The sequence below is a fragment of the Clostridium sp. genome (assembly GCF_017888565.1).
Classification (GTDB): domain Bacteria; phylum Bacillota; class Clostridia; order Clostridiales; family Clostridiaceae; genus Clostridium.
Genome location: NZ_JAGHFX010000098.1, coordinates 1 through 18,729, shown reverse-complemented (window position 1 = coordinate 18,729; position 18,729 = coordinate 1). Strand labels below are relative to the sequence as shown.

At 27.1% G+C, this 18,729-nt stretch carries 14 protein-coding genes and 1 pseudogene; 13 read left to right on the top strand and 2 right to left on the bottom strand.

All coding sequences use genetic code 11. The features are described 5' to 3' along the window. Together J7M87_RS19400 and J7M87_RS19395 are read left to right on the top strand one after the other, a co-directional pair. A pseudogene (locus J7M87_RS19400) lies at positions 1-981 on the top strand (hypothetical protein); the annotation flags it as partial. A 10-nt stretch (positions 982-991) separates the two neighbouring features. Then, a complete protein-coding gene (locus J7M87_RS19395; RefSeq protein WP_291653750.1) occupies positions 992-1,609 on the top strand; it encodes a DUF4397 domain-containing protein in 618 nt (205 codons plus the stop codon). Positions 1,610-1,644: 35 nt separating this feature from the next. Here the strand turns inward: J7M87_RS19395 and zupT are convergent, their stop codons facing one another. Beyond that, entirely contained in the window at positions 1,645-2,421 is a 777-nt protein-coding gene (gene zupT, locus J7M87_RS19390) for a zinc transporter ZupT (RefSeq protein ID WP_291653748.1), read from the bottom strand. A 442-nt stretch (positions 2,422-2,863) separates the two neighbouring features. On the opposite strand from zupT, the gene J7M87_RS19385 reads away from it, so the two are divergent. The 6 genes from J7M87_RS19385 to J7M87_RS19360 all read left to right on the top strand — a co-directional run bounded on the left by J7M87_RS19385 (position 2,864) and on the right by J7M87_RS19360 (position 10,876). Beyond that, entirely contained in the window at positions 2,864-3,694 is an 831-nt protein-coding gene (locus J7M87_RS19385) for an alpha/beta hydrolase (RefSeq protein ID WP_291653747.1), read from the top strand. Beyond that, positions 3,682-4,710 carry an acyltransferase family protein gene (locus J7M87_RS19380; protein WP_291653745.1) on the top strand — a complete coding sequence of 343 codons (1,029 nt, stop codon included), beginning with the start codon at positions 3,682-3,684 and terminating at the stop codon, positions 4,708-4,710. The genes J7M87_RS19385 and J7M87_RS19380 overlap by 13 nt, the downstream gene beginning before the upstream one ends. A gap of 98 nt (positions 4,711-4,808) precedes the next feature. After that, positions 4,809-5,330 (top strand): ECF transporter S component, encoded by a 522-nt coding sequence (locus J7M87_RS19375; protein WP_291653743.1) that lies wholly within the window; start codon positions 4,809-4,811, stop codon positions 5,328-5,330. 188 nt (positions 5,331-5,518) lie between these two features. Beyond that, positions 5,519-6,373, top strand: coding sequence for a patatin family protein (locus J7M87_RS19370; RefSeq protein ID WP_291653741.1), 855 nt, complete (start codon positions 5,519-5,521; stop codon positions 6,371-6,373). A gap of 197 nt (positions 6,374-6,570) precedes the next feature. Beyond that, the gene (locus J7M87_RS19365) at positions 6,571-7,740 is read left to right on the top strand and encodes an exonuclease SbcCD subunit D (RefSeq protein ID WP_291653739.1); all 1,170 of its coding nucleotides are present in this window, start codon (positions 6,571-6,573) and stop codon (positions 7,738-7,740) included. Position 7,741: 1 nt separating this feature from the next. Beyond that, positions 7,742-10,876, top strand: a complete 3,135-nt coding sequence (locus J7M87_RS19360; protein WP_291653737.1) for an AAA family ATPase — start codon at positions 7,742-7,744, stop codon at positions 10,874-10,876. Between the two features lie 354 nt (positions 10,877-11,230). On the opposite strand, the gene J7M87_RS19355 is transcribed toward J7M87_RS19360, so the two are convergent. Next, positions 11,231-12,118, bottom strand: coding sequence for an AraC family transcriptional regulator (locus J7M87_RS19355; RefSeq protein WP_291653735.1), 888 nt, complete (start codon positions 12,116-12,118; stop codon positions 11,231-11,233). A 309-nt stretch (positions 12,119-12,427) separates the two neighbouring features. Here J7M87_RS19355 and hcp point away from each other — a divergent pair, with 309 nt between their 5' ends. From hcp to J7M87_RS19330, 5 genes are all read left to right on the top strand, one after another. Beyond that, positions 12,428-14,068 (top strand): hydroxylamine reductase, encoded by a 1,641-nt coding sequence (gene hcp / locus J7M87_RS19350; RefSeq protein ID WP_291653733.1) that lies wholly within the window; start codon positions 12,428-12,430, stop codon positions 14,066-14,068. A gap of 256 nt (positions 14,069-14,324) precedes the next feature. After that, the gene (locus tag J7M87_RS19345; RefSeq protein WP_291653731.1) at positions 14,325-14,993 is read left to right on the top strand and encodes a Crp/Fnr family transcriptional regulator; all 669 of its coding nucleotides are present in this window, start codon (positions 14,325-14,327) and stop codon (positions 14,991-14,993) included. 430 nt (positions 14,994-15,423) lie between these two features. After that, entirely contained in the window at positions 15,424-16,851 is a 1,428-nt protein-coding gene (locus J7M87_RS19340; protein WP_291653729.1) for an NAD(P)/FAD-dependent oxidoreductase, read from the top strand. A 10-nt stretch (positions 16,852-16,861) separates the two neighbouring features. Next, the gene (locus J7M87_RS19335; protein WP_291653728.1) at positions 16,862-18,115 is read left to right on the top strand and encodes an FAD-dependent oxidoreductase; all 1,254 of its coding nucleotides are present in this window, start codon (positions 16,862-16,864) and stop codon (positions 18,113-18,115) included. Position 18,116: 1 nt separating this feature from the next. Then, entirely contained in the window at positions 18,117-18,476 is a 360-nt protein-coding gene (locus J7M87_RS19330) for a DUF1667 domain-containing protein (RefSeq protein WP_291653725.1), read from the top strand. The last annotated feature ends 253 nt before the right edge of the window (positions 18,477-18,729 follow it).

Genomic DNA, 18,729 nt, shown 5'->3' with positions numbered 1-18,729 from the left:
GGAACTACAGGAATGAATAACAACATGGGAAATATGAATACTGGAACTGCAGGAATGAATAACAACATGTGGAATATGAATTCTGGAATAACAGGAATGAATAACAACATGGGAAATATGAATACTGGAACTACAGGAATAAATAACAACATGTGGAATATGAATACTGGAATAACGGGAATGAATAACAACATGGGAAATATGAATACTGGAATAACAGGAATGAATAACAACATGTGGAATATGAATACTGGAATAACGGGAATGAATAGTATGTGGAATATGGGGGATGGATTTACAGGAATAAATGCCACTATGGAAAATATGAATGTTGGAATAACAGGAATGAATAATATGTTGAATATTAATACTGGCACAAATGGTAATGGTATTAAAAATGATAATATAAATAATATGTTTGAAGATGATTATCAAGGCAGTTTAGATCAACAATATGTTCCATTTAGCAATTCTAGTAATTTAAATGCAATGCCGAATAATATGGATATAAATTATAATGATTCTGAACCTAATTATACATTAACTAATATTCCTAATATGAATCCTTTAAATATGGGGCCAAGCTATACAATACCTCAAGGCCTTGATATGAATGATACCAGTAATCAAATAGAAACTACAACGACATCAAAGTCTAAATTTGATAATTCATATAATTCATTTGATAAGTTAAATGAATATATGAAAACTTATGAAAAAAGTGAAGTTATAAGAGAGGATAAGGATATAGAAGATCCTCCTCATATGGAAATATTAAGAGAGTTAGATTTAGGAAGCGAATATGATAGCATATATAGGAATGAGAAGAGTAAAGAAATAGACAGTATATTTAAGAAAATAGAAGAAAATCATGGGGCTATAATATCAACTTTAAAGGTATATAGAATTCCATATCCAATAATAAGCTTATTAGTTAAAAAGATAATAAAAATAACTTTAGAGCATTCTAATAAAGAGTGAGGTGAAAAACATGTTATTCCGTCAGAACTTACCTAACTTGCAAAGTAAAATAAGATTCTTACATGCAATTCCTTCAGCACCTGCTGTAGATATTTATTTAGATGGAAGTTTGTTTGTAAAAGATACATCATTTTCTAATATATCATGCTATGAAAGTATAGCCCCAGGAAATCATGAACTTCAGTTATATATAACAGGAACCTATGACATTCCATTATTTACAAGAAATATAGATATTTTACCTGATACTAGTTTAACAGTTAATCTAGTAACTAGTGGTGGTGGAATTAGTATATTAGTATTGAATGATGTTAATGTGAAAGGTAATATGACACTCACTTTTTTGAGATTTATTAATTTATCACCTAATGCTCCTTTAATATCTTTATCATTTCCAAATGATATAGTATTATTTGATAATGTGGAGTACTTAGAAACTACTGGTTATTTCCCTTTATCGCCAGCAATTTATAATTTAAAGGTTACTTTTTCAGCTATAGCTGGATTAGAAAAGTATATAAATGAGAAGAGATTAGTAAATGGAAAGTATTACACTATATATATAATAGGGTTATTAAATAAGAATCCACAAATTGGATATCTAATGGTTGAAGACGGAAGAGATTAAAAAATGACTGTATCTTTTAAGATACAGTCATTTTTTTAATGCACATAAATATGGCTTAATGGAATTATACATATACCTAAAAAGATTGAAAATAAATAAGTTTTATGATATCCATATTGTCTTGAAGCAGGTATAAGTTCTGCAAAGGAAATATAAAGCATTATTCCTGAAACCATAGCAAATATGATAGCTAGTATTATTTCATTTATATAAGGTCTTAAAAATAAGAAAGCCAGCATAGCTCCAGCTGGTTCAGCAAGGCCAGAGAAAAGTGTATATTTAAATGCTTGATACTTACTTTTTGTAGAGTAATATATAGGCATAGCGACTGAAATACCTTCTGGAATGTTATGAAGCGCTATCGCTAAAGCTATAGATATCCCAAGAGTAGTATTTTCGTATCCAGAAACAAAAGTAGCAATGCCTTCTGGAAAGTTATGTATCATTAGAGCTATCATTGATACAAATCCAACTCTATAAAGTTTACCTGATGGTGTTGATATATTTGCTTTAGGTTCATCTGGAATAAACTTATCTATTAGTAAGGCTACCAATGCACCTGATAGCAAAAATAAAATTGATAAAAGAACTCCATTTAATTTACCATTATACTTGCTAAGGGTTTCTTCAGCAGAAATAAATAAATCAGTAAAGGATACTGTTATCATTACTCCAGCAGAAAAAGCTAATGCAAATGTTATAAGTTTTTTATTTTGAGACTTAGAAAAAAACACAATAAAAGCCCCAATTACTGTAGATAGACCAGCCATTAAAGAAAGTAATAGGGGAATAAAAGATTGATTGTTTAACATAAAAGTACCTCACAAAGTTTTTAATATTTTAAACTATATGTTTAAATTAATAATCTATATAATCAAAGTTAGCAATATACTAGATATCTAGCATAAATATAAGTAAAATAGCAAAAGTGAATATATAAACTATTTAAATTTTTATAAGTTACTAAAATACTAACATTATATAGAAACTATGAATTTCTTAGAATTTAGCTATATGTTAAATATTTATTGTAACTAATATATTAATAAATATATTAAAAGAAAAAATATACTATGCAATATATAGAAAATTTTATAATATATTTTATGTATTATTAGGTAAGTATATTTAATATCCATATGTAGTATAGTTGGTTTATAAGCAAATAAATGTTTTTATAAATAAAGTAGTATTGTAAAATACTAATCTAACTATATAAAGTGAGTTGATATTTTTAATTTTAGGGGAGGTAGTATGATAAATAATAGAATAGAAGAAAAGGTTGCAATGATACCTATAATGTATAAGGTTTTACATGAGAATATACAAAGTAGAAAAAATAATTTTGAAAATATTAAATATGGGGAAAATATAAAACAGTATTATAGAGTCTACAGAGGTAATAAAAATAAACCTATAATATTTTTTATTCATGGAGGTGGATGGTGGCATGGAAGCCCTAAGACATCAAGTTGTATTGGAAAGTTTTTTAATGACTTAGGATATAATGTAGTTCTTCCTGCTTATAGACTTGCACCTTTATATAAATATCCAACTCAAATAGAGGATGTATTTATGGCTTTAAAAGATTACTTATCAAAAGAAAAGGATATTAAGAACAAAGAAATTATAGTTATAGGATTTTCAGCAGGTGGAGAGCTTGCAGCTAATATTGTTTTCAATGTAAAGAAACAAAAGGAATTCGCTATAAATAATGATATTTTTAAAGGATTAATTACATTAGCAGGTGTATTAGATTTTGAAAAATGTACATCTAAACACTCCATGACATTAATTGAAAATTATATTGGTAAGGATAATTCTCTTGAAGAAAGGAATCCTATAAACTTGATAAGGGAAAGTAATAATATTCCTATCCTATGTTTACATGGGAATAAGGATCCGTTAATTAACTTAGAAAATTCTATTAGTTTTGTAGATAAAATAAATAGTTTAAATGGCAGTGCTAAACTAGAAATTTTAGATGATAAGCATCATTCAGATATAATATCTCTAGTAATAAATAAAGGAGAAAAGGAATCTAAAATTATTTTAGATTTCATAGAAGATATATGGAAAAATTAAAAAAGAGAAATTATTTATTAGACAATTTGAAAGTTATATTGATATTCTTTGTAGTGTTTGGACATGTAATTGAATATTATATAAAGGATAATAGTACATTAAGGATTGTATATATATTTATATATATATTTCATATGCCTCTCTTTATATTTATTTCAGGATATTTATCTAAGAATTTTTACAGAATGAAAAGAAAGGCAATTAGAAATTTATTAATACCTTATATAATATTTAATATGATTTGGTATACTGCTGTATATATAGGTACAAAAAGAGCAATGTTTTCTGTACTCTATCCAGGATGGACTTTATGGTACTTATTAAGTTTGTTTTTTTGGAGAATGACATTAAAGTATTTAATAAAGTTTAAACATATTTTATTAGCTAGTTTTATAGCAGGAGTTTTAGTTGGATTAATACCTAGTATAGGTAGCATATTATCAATTTCTAGAACTATAGTATTTTTACCATTTTTCTTGCTTGGGTATTATGCAACAGAGGAACACTTAGATAAAATTAAATCTTTAAAAAGAGAATTTTCAATTACAGGAATAGTAGTATTTTTATTAGTAGCAATTTATATAGTTAAAAATAATTTGCTTGATTATAAATTTTTATATAACTCATATTCATATAATTCTCTAGGAGTTTCATTATTTGAGGGTATTATATTTAGAATTTTTCTTTATTTTGGGGCAATAATATTTAGCATTTGTGTTATAAATTTAGTTCCAAGTAAAGAACAATTTTATTCTAGAACAGGAAAGGCAACTATGAATATATATGTTTTTCATATTTATTTAGTTATGCTAGTGTATTTCTTTATACCTAAATGGAATATTGGAATAGGGAAGAATATTTTAATTTTAATAAGTCCCTTTATTATAATATTTCTTTTATCTAGAAAAAATATTAATAAGGTGTATGATGGATTATTTTATCCAGTTAATATAAGCATAGATACTGGAAAGAAATCTATTAAAAAGTATAAAAATATAAATAAAAAAACTCATTAATTTATTTAATGAGTTTTTTATTTTTAGAAATATATTTACAAACGAATATTCAGATATTATACTAGTGTATATACACTAGTATTTAAGGGGGATTTTATATGGAAAGTAGAGAAAAAATAAGAAAAATGGTTTTTGCAGCTGTACTGACTGCAATTGCAATTATAATTCCAACTCAATTTGGATTTTTAAAAATAACAGTGGGGCCTTTTACAGCAACTTTAGCATCACATGTACCTATGTTTTTAGCAATGTTGATATCACCTAGTGTAGCAATATTTGTTGGAGTAGGATCTGCACTTGGTTTTTTTATAACAACTCCATTAGTAGTTGCAGCTAGGGCAGCTATGCATATAATAGTTGGATTTGTGGGGGCATTAATAATAAATAAGGATAAGAACTTTAAGAAAGCAATTGCTATAACATCACCTATTCATGGAATTCTAGAAGGACTTATAGTTATACCATTTGGTTTTTCAGTTTATCAATTTATAGTAGTAGTAACAATAGGTACTATTCTGCATCACTTTGTTGATGGGGCAATATCATATGCCTTAGTAAATTCTTTAGCTAAAGCAAGAAGAAAAAACATATACGATGTATTTTCAAGTGAAGCTGCATAAAATATTTAATATTATTATTTATAATAAAGTCTGTTGAAATATTAACAGACTTTTTATTATGAAGAAATATAATCAATATAAATTCACATTATTAAATGAATTTATATTTTTATATTTAATGGAAAGTGATATAATTTTAAATTAATGGAAATAGTTACAATATAATTATATAGTTTGGAGGAATTAACATGGAAAGTACATCACTTATTCTAGAAGGTGGAGGGATGAGAGGGGTTTATACTGCAGGTGTGCTAGATTTACTATTAGATAAAGATATAAATATAAAATATTGTATAGGAGTATCGGCAGGAGCTTGTAATTGTGTTTCGTATATTTCAAAGCAACGTAAGAGAAATTATAGAGTAAATGTTAACTACATAAATGATAAGAGATATTTAAGCTTTAGTAATTTAATTAAAACAGGTTCAGCTTTTGGAATGGATATGCTTTTTGATATTATACCAAATGAATTAGAACCTTTTGATCATGAAGTATTTAAAAATTCACGTGCTAAGTTTATAGTTGGAGCAACTAATTGTGAAACTGGTGAAGCTGAATTTTATGACGTGAAGGATTTTGATGATGGATATGGATATGATGCATTAAAAGCTTCTATATCATTACCTTTAGTTGCAAAGATAGTTGATTTTGACAATAAAAAATTAATGGATGGTGGAATAGCTGCACCAATACCAATACAAAAAGCTATAGATGATGGAATAGAAAAGCATATTGTGGTTCTAACACAGCATAAGGGCTATAGAAAAAGTAAAACAAAAATAATGCCAATAATAAAAAGAAAGTATAAAAAGCATCCAGGGCTTATTAATGCTATGGAAAACAGATATAAAATATATAATGAAACATTAGATCAATTAGATAGGTTAGAAGAAGAGGGAAAATGTTTTGTTATAAGACCAAGTAGTCCATTAGATGTTAGTAGATTTGAAAAAGATAAAAATAAGTTAGAGGCTATTTATAATAAGGGATATGAAGATGCAAATTCTTTATCAAAGGATTTAATAAGATTTCTCAATAAATAGTCTTATAAGTAGATAAAAAGGGAAGTTGTTTTGGAAAAGAATTACTTCTCTTTTTTGTATATTTACTTAATTTAAATACTATCAATTTATTATATATTTAGTTAAATCTAATATCATTATTGTAACTTATGTAATATAAAATTATTTTGCTGTGATATAATTATCATATATTATGTAAAATATTTTGAGGTGATTTTATGAAGATTTTTCATATGGGAGACTGGCATATAGGAAAACTTGTTAATGGATTTTATATGACAGAAGATCAAGAATTTATAATAGAGCAAATTTATGAAGCAATTGAAAAGGAGAAACCTGATGTGGTTGTGATTGCAGGAGATTTATATGATAGATCTGTTCCGCCAGTTCATGCTGTTGAATTGTTAAATAGAACTATGAAAAAAATAGTTAAGGATTTAAATACTAAGGTAATAGCTTTAGCAGGAAATCATGATAGTAATGAAAGAGTTGAATTTGCAAGCTCATTATTATGTGATAGCGGTTTATACATAGTTGGAAATCTGAAAAGAAAAATAGATAAAATAGTTTTAGAAGATGAATATGGAAAGATAAATTTCTATCCAATACCATATGCAGACGTACCGGTTGTTAGAGATTTATTTGAAGATGAAAATATAAAAACACATGATTTGGCTATGCAAAAAATAATTTCTGAAATCCTAAATGATTTTAATGAAGATGAAAGAAATATTGCAGTAGCTCATGGGTATGTAACTCAAATGAAGGAAGATAACTTTGAAGCTTTAGAGGAGAGTGACTCAGAAAAACCTCTTTCAATAGGAGGAACTGAATATATTAATTCAAAGCATTTTGAAAAGTTTAATTATACAGCCCTTGGACATTTGCATGGACCCCAAAAGGTTGGAAGTGACAAAATAAGATATTCAGGTTCTCTTATGAAGTATTCATTTTCAGAAGTAAATCAAAAAAAAGGAATAACAATTGTAGATATATATGAAAATGGAGAGGTAGATATAGAAATTTACAATTTAAAACCTAGAAGAGATTTTAGAGTAAAAACAGGAACGTTAGAAGAGATTATTAAAGGGTTTGATAATTCGTCTGAAAATTATGAGGATTACATTAAAGTGATACTAAAAGACAAGGGTGAGCTTTTAGATCCTATGGCAAAGCTTAGAAGTATATATCCAAATGTTATGGAACTTACTAGAGAGGAAAGAGTTTCAAGAAATAGTAGTAGAAATGTAGCAACTAATATAAAAGAAAAATCTAAAATAACTTTATTTAAGAATTTTTATGAAGATATAATGGATGAAGTTTGTAGCGAAGATGAGATAAATGTTATAGAAAAAATAATAGAAGCAGCAGAAAAGGGGGGAGAGTAAGGTGAAGATAAGAAAGTTAATAATAACAGGTTTTGGACCATATGCTGAAAGACAGGAGTTAGATTTTGAAGCAAGTCTTGATGGAAAAAATATGTTTGTTATAACAGGAAATACTGGTGCTGGAAAAACTACAATTTTTGATGCTATAAATTTTGCTTTATATGGAGAAGCAAGTGGTAGTGAAAGAGATGGAAAAAACTTAAGAAGTGACTTTGCTGATAAATCAACTCCAACAGAAGTAGAACTTTGGTTTTCACTTAGAAATAAAGATTATTATATAAAGAGGTCTCCACAATATTTTAGGGCTAAGCAAAGAGGTGATGGATTTACAGAAAATAAACCTTCTGCTGAAATAAAAATTGGAGATAAAACAGTATCAGGACCAAAAGAAGTTACTAGATTAGTTGAAGAAATACTAGGAATTACATGCGAGCAATTTAAACAATTAGTTATGATTCCACAAGGTGAATTTAAAAAATTATTAAATTCAGATAGCGACAAGAAAGAAGAAATTTTTAGGAAGATTTTTGGAACTAAGGTTTTTTCAGATATACAACAAAACATAAAATCAGAAGCAAATAATCTTAAAAAGTCTATAGAACAAATACAAAGAGATAGAGAAAATAGAATTAAGGCATTTGCATGCAAAGAGGATGATGACGAATTAAGAAGAATTGTAAATGCTAAAGACTTAAATATAGAATTAATACTTTCAAAATTTAAAGATGCTATAGATAAAGATGAGGAAGAAGAAAATATAATCAAAGAAAAGTTAAAAGATATTAATATAGAAATTAATAATATTTCAAAAGAGTTAGTTTTAGCAAATGATATAAACAAAAAGATAGATAATCTAGAAAAGTATAAATGCGATTTAGATAAATTAAATTTATTAAAGCATGAATATGAAGTAAAAAGTATTAAATTAGAAAGTGGAAAAAAGGCTGTAACAGTTCTAGGTTTTGAAGATAAATATAAGGAGAAAAAATTAGCTTTACTTAAAGCAGAAGAAAGTTTAAGAAAAAGTATAGAAAATTTAAATAAATATAAAAAAGAATTTGATGATGCAGAAAGAAAGCTAAAAATAGAAAATGAAAAAGAAGATTTAAAAAATGATTTAAGAAAAAAGCTTGATGAAATTGAGAAATTAAAAGAAAAGGCCTCAATTTATCAAAGTAATAAAGAAATTCTTGATAGGCTAATGAAAGAATCTAAATATATTATTGAAAGAATAAAGCATATAGACTTAGATAGAAATAAGAAGAATAACTTATTAAAATTATTATCAGAAGAGCTAGAAAATATAAATAAGCTAAAAGAGGAAAAGAATAATTTAGATATAAAAGAAATAAATTATATATCTAAACAAGAAAAACTTAATAAGATTTTAAGTGCTTTAGAAAAATGTAAACTAGAAAGTCAAAGACATGTAAAGGGAACAGCATTTTATGAAAATGCAGATAAAGAATATAATGATAAGAAAAAAAATTATGAGAAGCTAGAAGATGCTTTTAGAAGAAATCAAGCAGGAATATTAGCTAAAGGGCTAATAGAAGGAGAAAATTGCCCTGTTTGTGGATCTATTCATCATCCAAAGCTTGCAACTATTGAATCAGGTAATATAAATGAAGCTGCTGTAAAGGAATCAAAAGCATTAGCTGACAAGTTTTATGAAAAAAGAGAATCTTATTATAGGGAGCTTACTAAAATACAAGCAGAAATAAGTTCACTTAAAGAAGAAACAATAAAACCTATATTTATAGAAGTGTTTAATAAAGAAGAGTTTAATGATGATATTGAGATATCTATAGAAAAGGTTAATTTTGAACTAAAATATAATTACAGTCAGTTAGATAAAGTAATTAGTAGAAAAAAAGAAATTGAAAAGGTAGTATCACTAGAATTAACTAAATTAAAGCAAAAGGAAGAAGTAGAAAAATATACTGAGGAATTAAGGATCGATCTAGAAAATAAAAATAAAGAACTATTAGCAAAAGAAGGAGAATTAAAAGCTCAAGAAACTAATCTACAAAATATAGTTGATGAATTCAAAGGAACTATAAGAAGCGTTAAGGATTTAGAAGAAGAACAATTAAAAGTAAATATTACTCTTGAAAAGCTAAAAGAAGATTATGTAAAGGCAGAACAAAACTTTAATAATATAAAAACTATTTATGATAAAGAAAATGGTAATAAGAGTTCCCTAGAGAAAGTAACTGAAAATGCAAAGTTAGAGCTAGATGATGCTTTAAAGCTGTTTAAAGAAAAAGTTCTAGAATTAGGATTTGAAAATTACAATGATTATTCTTTAAGTAGAATGATACAAGTAGAAATTGATGAGTTAGAAAGAGATATAAATAAGTTTAATATAGATTTATCTAATGCAGAAAGAGTTTATAATTTATCTTTAGAAGAGTGTAAGGATTTAAATAAAATCGATTTAAGAAATATAGAAGAAGCTTTAAAAGTTAAAAGTAATGAAAAGATTAATTTAGATAAATCTGAAAAAGAAATTTACTTAAGAATAAGCCAAAATAAAAAAATCGTTGGAGAATGTATTAACTATAGTAAATTAATAGAGGAAGATGAAGAGAAATATAAGACTGTAGGCAAATTAGCAAAAGTGATAAATGGGGATAATCCAAGAAAAATAAGTTTTGAGAGATATGTTTTAGCAGCATATTTTGAAGATATAATTGAAGCTGCAAATATTAGATTTTCACAAATGACTTGTAATAGATTTGAACTTTTAAGAAAAGAAGAATTAGGAGATAAAAGAAAAGGTCAAGGATTAGATTTAGAAGTGTTTGATAACTATACAGGTAAATCTAGAGATGTAAAGACTTTATCAGGAGGAGAATGCTTTAAAGCATCATTATCTATGGCATTAGGACTCGCAGATGTGGTTCAAAGTTATTCAGGTGGAATACAATTAGATACTATGTTTATAGATGAAGGATTCGGAACTCTAGACCCAGAGTCACTTGATTCAGCTATTGAATGTCTAGTAGACTTACAAGATGATGGAAGAGTAGTTGGAGTAATTTCTCACGTTCAAGAATTAAAAGACAGAATAGAAACTAAGCTTGAAGTAAGCTCAACAAATAAAGGAAGTAAAGCTGTCTTTAAAGTTTAGCTATAAATTAATTACAGGATAAATAAAAAAATTAGAGTTTATATATTTAACTTAAAGGAGATTTCGCACTAAAAATTAGTACAGTGATAAGTAGAAAGTTTTTGTGGAAATGTAAAATCTTTTAAGTAAAATATAAGTTGGCGAAGATAAATAGACTGTGGAATAAGCATATAGCGAGCAATTAGAAGTACTTGGTTAAGGAAGAACTACTAGGCCTTAGTGTTGCTTAATTGTTTGAGCAAAGCGAGTTAATAAAAACTCTTGGCATAGTAGTTTTTCTAAGCCTAGTACTTATTTGCACAGCTATTTAGCTTATGGAACATATCTAGTTATCGTAGCCGTTATATTCTTAATTTATAAATTTGTTTTTCTATATTTAGTAGGAGATATTGATAAAAACTTTTTAAATGTTTTAATAAAATAGGACACATCACCAAATCCAACTTCATAAGCAATTTCTGTTATAGATAAATTTGAATTAAATAAAAGTAATGTTGCCTTTTGAATTCTAAAATGATTAATATATTGAGTACAAGTTTTTCCAGTTTGAGTTTTGAAAAATCTTAAAAAATGATATTCACTATACTGAGATATATCTGCTAATTCCTTAATTGATATAGGATTTTTATAATTAGTTTGAATATATTTAATAACTTCTTTTAATTTTTCAACTTTAATTAAATCACTATTGTTTTCAGGGGCTAGGTTTAGGCTAACATATCCTTCTTTAAAGATAGTAGAAAAAATTGAAAATAATGATCCTTTAATTTCTAGTTGAAAGCCATAAGATTTATTATTGTAGCTTTCTATTATGTTATTAAAAGAACTAACTATTTTAGCATGTCCGACATTTGAATTTCTTATGATATTCTTAAAGAATAATTTATTTTTCATTATGGGAGTCACAAAGTTAATTTGAGAATAATCTAAAGTATTTCCTTCTATCAAAGAGAGATTAAATACAAGAGCTATATAAGATATCTTAGTATTTTCTTTTCCTATCATATAATGAATAGCTCCATTAGGAATAATAATGAAATCTCCAGTAGTTACACTAAATATTTTAAAATCTATGCAAATTTCTGCAGAACCATTAAGTATATATATAAATTCCATTTCATCATGCCAGTGTGAATAGAAATCAGCTGAATCCCTAAATTCTACATTATAGACTTCCAGTGGTAATTGCATATTTCCATGGTTAACTTGTTCTTTAAGTTGTAAATAACTCTTATTATCCATAATATCTCCTTTAAACAAAAATAGCAGAATTGTTATACATATAAGCAATTTTCAATTAGAAAAGTAATTATAGTAACAGTATAATACAAAAAGAAATAAATTTCATTATAGCAAAACATCTTTATGATGGCAGAGGAGACTTAGGAATTTTGTTAATTTAGGTTTGATAAATTATATTATAAGTTTTTTTATTTTTTAATTTTTTAATTATGTTGTAACGATTGTTACCGAATTGAATATAAAATCCTCATATAATGTAAACATAGAAGTAACAAATTAAGATTTAGATTATCAAGGGGGATTTTTTCGATGGAAAATAAGATGTTTTGTTTCCAATGTCAAGAAACAGCAGGATGTACTGGATGTACACAATTTGGAGTTTGTGGTAAGTCACCAGACTTAGCAAGAATGCAAGATCTATTAGTATATACAACAAAAGGATTATCAGAAGTTACAACAAGATTAAGAAAAGAAGGAAAAGAAGTTTCAAATGAAATTAATCATTTTATAACTTTAAACTTATTTACAACTATAACTAATGCTAACTTTGATGATGAAATATTCTATGAAAGAGTTAAAAGAGTTTTAGAAATAAAGGAAGAATTATTAAATAAATTATCAAATAAAGATGGATTATCAGAAGCTGCATTATGGACAGCAACTACAAGAGAAGAATATGATGCAAAATCAAGAGAAGTTGGTGTATTAGCAACTAAGGATGAAGATATAAGAAGTTTAAGAGAACTTATAACTTATGGATTAAAGGGATTATCAGCTTACATGAAGCATGCTAATGAATTAAGTTATGATAATGAAGAAGTAAGTGCATTTATGCAAGAAACTTTAGCTAAATTATTAAATGATAACTTAACAGTAGATGAATTGGTTGCTTTAACTTTAGAAACGGGTAAGGTAGGGGTAGACGGTATGGCTTTACTTGATAGTGCTAATACTGGAACTTATGGACACCCAGAAATGACAAAGGTTAATATAGGAGTTAGAAATAACCCAGGAATATTAGTTTCAGGTCATGACTTAAAGGATTTAGAACAATTATTAAAGCAAACAGAAGGTACAGGAGTAGACGTTTATACTCACTCAGAAATGTTACCAGCTCACTACTATCCAGCATTTAAGAAATATAATCACTTTGTAGGAAACTACGGAAATGCATGGTGGAAACAAAAAGAAGAATTTGAAAGCTTCAATGGACCAATTTTAATGACTACTAACTGTATAGTACCACCAAAGGATAGCTATAAAGATAGAGTATTCACAACTGGAGCAGCTGGATTCCCAGGATGTAAGCATATAGACGGTATAGATGGACAATCTAAGGATTTCTCAGAAATGATTGAACTAGCTAAACAATGTAAGGCTCCAACAGAAATAGAAAAAGGTGAAATCATAGGTGGATTTGCTCATAATCAAGTAATGCAACTTGCAGATAAAGTTGTAGATGCTGTTAAGTCAGGTGCTATAAAGAAATTCTTCGTAATGGCAGGATGTGACGGAAGAGCTAAATCAAGAAATTACTACACAGATTTTGCAAAAGCTCTACCAAATGATACTGTTATATTAACAGCAGGTTGTGCAAAATATAAATATAACAAATTAGAATTAGGAGATATCGGTGGAATTCCAAGAGTTCTAGATGCAGGACAATGTAATGATTCATATTCACTAGCATTAATAGCATTAAAACTTAAAGAAGTATTTGAATTACAAGATATTAATGACTTACCAATAGCATTTAATATTGCATGGTATGAACAAAAAGCTGTAATAGTATTACTATCATTATTATACCTTGGAGTTAAGAATATTCACTTAGGACCAACACTACCAGCATTCCTATCACCAAATGTTGCTAAAGTACTTGTTGAGAACTTTGGTATTGGTGGAATAACTAATGTTGAAGATGATTTAAACATGTTCTTAGCACAATAATAATTTGAAGCTATTGTAAAACTATGTATTTGGTTTTACAATGGCTTTTGTTCTTTTTATACATAATTTGTGATAGTATAATAGTATAAAAATGTGGACATTTTTATAATTAATAATTGATAATGCACAATGGACAATTAAGGAAAAAATCCTAAGGATTTTTAAGATAAAGGTGTGCGCACCAATTTAATCTAAGTTTTGATTTGAAAAGCATCTTTAATTAGTCATTATCAATTTATTACAAAGGAGAGTTCTAATGATAGATATATTAAAAAATACCTGCTTTTTTAAGGGGATTTCTGAAAGTGAAATAGGGGAAATATTAAAAAGTGAATCATATATAATAAAATCATATAAAAAGGGTGAAGTAATAGCAAATCAAGGTGAAAAGTGTAACAGCTTATCTGTTGTAATTGAAGGAAAGGCTGTAATTCAAACTATATATGAAAATGGAAAAGTATTAACATTATCATATTTCAATGTAAGTGATGTATTTGCAGAAGCATTATTATTCTCAAAAGAAAAAGAGTATCCTGCAACAGTTATGGCTTTTGAAAATTGTAAGGTATTATCATTTCCTAAAAAAAGTGTTTTAGGAATAATTCAGAAAAATACTAAGTTTACAGAAAACATATTAGAGCTTTTATCTCAAAAAATAGTCATATTAAATAGAAAAATAAATTTAATTGAATTGGATTCTATTAGAAGAAAGGTATGTAAGCTTTTACTTGATAATTATAAAAGAAATAATACATTTTCACTAAAAATATCATCTAAAAAAGATTTAGCTGAGGAACTTGGAATACCAAGACCATCTCTTTCAAGAGAACTTATAAATATGAGAGATATGGGACTTATAGATTTTAGCTTAAAAGAAATAACAATATTAGATCTTGAAGGTTTGGAAGATGAATTTTTTGTTTAATAATAAAAATAACTAGGCAGGCCCTTAAATAAAGAAGCCTGCCCAATTATTTGGTATATATAAATTGTAAAGGGATAACTTAAATTAACCCGTGCAATAAATATATTATAATGGAATATTTTAATAAATTAAATAGATTTTAGAAAATTTATCATAATTACCAAAAAAGTATAATAATCTTTGTATAAGTTTTATAGGATGAATAGTATATGAATAAGATTCTGAAAATTATATGTACCAGTGGAAAAATATATGATATAATAATTTCATAATTATTTAATGTGCTAAGAGAAGTTAGAGTTAAGCATAAAAATAAGAGTTAAGTCTTATTTTTGTGCTTTTTTTGTTATCTAAACATAGGTGATAGGAATAATTTAAATTATAAAAAATGGTTAAAATAAATTTAAATAATATTAATGGGGGTATATATATGTATGATGTTGCCATAATAGGAGCTGGTGTTATAGGAGCTTCTATTTTTAGAGAACTAACTAAATTTAATTTAAAAGTTATAATTTTAGAAAAAGAAAATGATGTAGCTATGGGAACGACAAAAGCAAATTCAGCTATAATTCATTCTGGGTATGATCCGGAACATGGAACGCTAATGGCAAAATATAATGTAGAGGGTAACGAAATGTTTGAAGGTTTATGTAGAGAGCTATCTGTACCCTTTAAAAGAAATGGCTCATTAGTAATAGCTTTTAATGAAGAAGAAATGGATTTATTAAAAAATTTATTTGAGAATGGTATCAAAAATAATGTAAAAGGATTAAAGCTACTAAATAAAGAAGAAGTTTTATCAAAAGAGTCTAATTTAAGTGAAAATATAGTAGGAGCTTTATATGCGCCAACAGGAGGAATAGTAGGACCGTTTGAGTATACAATAGCTTTAATAGAAAATGGTATAGAAAATGGTGGAGAAATTAAATTAAGTAGCGAAGTCATAGGAATAAAAAAGGATGATATATTTAAGATTAATATAAGAGATAAAGAGGTAGTAGAGGCTAAATATGTGATAAATGCAGCTGGTGTTTATTCAGATAAAATTCATAACATGATATGTGAAGAAAAATTTGAGATAATCCCAATTAGGGGAGAGTATTATGTAATTGATAAGAATGAAGGTAAGATGTTTGAACATACTATATTCCAATGTCCAACAAAGCTTGGAAAAGGCGTATTGGTTACTCCAACTGTTCATGGAAACTTAATAGTAGGACCTAATGCAGAAACTATTGAAGATAAGGATTCAGTAAAAACAACAAGTAAAGGTTTAGAATATATAAAAGAAACTGCCTCAAAGACAACAAACAAAATAAATTTTAGAAATTCAATTAGAAATTTTTCAGGATTAAGAGCGCATTCTGATAATGGAGATTTTATTATAGAGGAAAATGAAGAAGTTAAAGGGTTTATAGATGTAGCAGGTATGAAGTCACCAGGATTATCTGCTGCTCCGGCAATAGCTATGAGTGTATTAGATATATTAAAAAATGCAGGACTTAATATGAGTAGAAAAGATAACTTTAATCCACATAGAAAGCAAATTAGATTTATGGAACTTTCATTAGAAGAAAGAGCTGAAATAATAAAAAAAGATAGTAAGTATGGAAGAATCATATGTAGATGTGAGCAAATAACTGAAGGTGAAATAATAGATGCGATTAAAAAATCTTTTGGAACTATTTCTTTAGATGGAGTGAAGAGAAGATGTAGACCGGGAATGGGAAGATGCCAAGGAGGATTTTGTGGACCTCGTGTTCAAGAAATAATATCCAGAGAACTTAATATACCTTTAGAAAATATAGTTTTAGAAAAAGATGGTTCATATATTTTAACTGGAAATTCAAGATAGGGGGATAATTATGAGGTATGATTTAATTGTAATAGGTGGAGGTCCTGCAGGTCTTGCAGCTGCATATGAAGCTTATTTAAATGGGGTAAGAAATATTTTAATAATTGAAAGAGATAGAGAACTTGGTGGGATATTAAATCAATGTATTCACAATGGTTTTGGTTTGCATACATTTAAAGAGGAGCTTACTGGCCCTGAATATGCTGGTAAATTTATAAAACTTGTTGAAGAAAGTGAAATTGATATAAAACTTGATACAATGGTTTTAGAAATAGAAAAAAATAAGAGAATACATGCAATAAATTCTAATGATGGGTATATGATTTTGGAAACAAAGGCAATTATATTGGCAATGGGATGCAGGGAGAGAACAAGAGGAGCAATAAATATTCCAGGGGATAGACCTTCAGGTGTATATACTGCAGGAGCAGCTCAAAGATATATAAATATGGAAGGATATATGCCTGGTAAAGAAGTAGTAATTTTAGGTTCTGGTGATATAGGACTTATAATGGCTAGAAGAATGACATTAGAAGGTGCTAAAGTAAAAGCAGTTGTAGAGCTTATGCCCTATTCAAATGGACTTAATAGAAATATAGTTCAATGTTTAGAAGATTATAATATACCATTATACTTATCACATACAGTTGTAGATATTATTGGAGATAAAAGACTAGAAAAAGTTATAATTTCAAAGGTTGATGAAAATAAGAGACCTATAAAAGGAACAGAGATAGAATTTGAATGTGATACATTACTATTATCAGTTGGATTAATTCCGGAAAATGAATTATCAGATAAAGTAGGAATAGAATTAGATAGAAGGACTAATGGACTTGTTGTAACAGAAAGTATGGAAACTAATGTTGATGGAATTTTTGCTTGTGGAAATGTAGTTCATGTACATGATTTAGTAGATTTTGTTACTGAAGAAGCTAAACATGCAGGAAAATCAGCTGCAAAGTATTTGAAAAACATATTGAAGAAAGAAAGTTATATAAATATAAAGAATGGTAATGCAATAAATTATACTGTTCCTCAAAGAATTTCTATAGAAGATATAGATGAAAAGTTAACTGTATTTATGAGAGTAAATAATGTTTATAAAAATAAAGTATTAGTTGTTAGGTCTGGAGAAAAAGAGATTTCAAGGTTAAAGAAAAGACATTTAGCACCATCAGAAATGGAAAGAATAGTTTTAAGTAAGAAATTATTAAGCAATATAGAAGAAGATTTAATTATTTCTTTAGAGGATGGTGAATAGAATGGAAAAGAATTTAATTTGTATATGTTGTCCTATGGGATGTCATTTAAAGATTAATATTGAAGAAAATAAAGTAAGTGGAAATGGATGCAAAAGAGGCATTGATTATGGGATTAGCGAAATAACAAATCCTGTTAGAGTAATAACTACAACTGTTAAGATAAAAGATGGTGAACTTCAAGTACTTCCAGTAAAAACAAAGGGAGCAATTCCAAAAAAACTTAACTTTAAGTGTATGGAAGAGCTTAAAAAACTTGAAGTAGTTGCACCTATTTCTGTAGGTGAAGTAATTCTTAAAGATATATTAGGAACAGGAATTGATATTGTAAGTTGCAGAGATATAAAGAATATTAAAGCTTAAATAAGATTATAAAGGTATAAGTGTTGAATATAAGGGCACAGTATCATAAATCTATTTAATGTAAGATATAATTTATTAAATTTCAAGTAAGCTTTAGTATCTTGAAAAGTTAATTTTTTATTTTTATAAAGGGGGTCGCGTTTTGGTCTGACCCCTAAAAAGTAGACATTGTTAAAAGGGATATATCATTGTGAATTACAAAAATGGCTTCGATATTTAATTGGAGCCATATTTTTTAACCTTTTTTGAAATC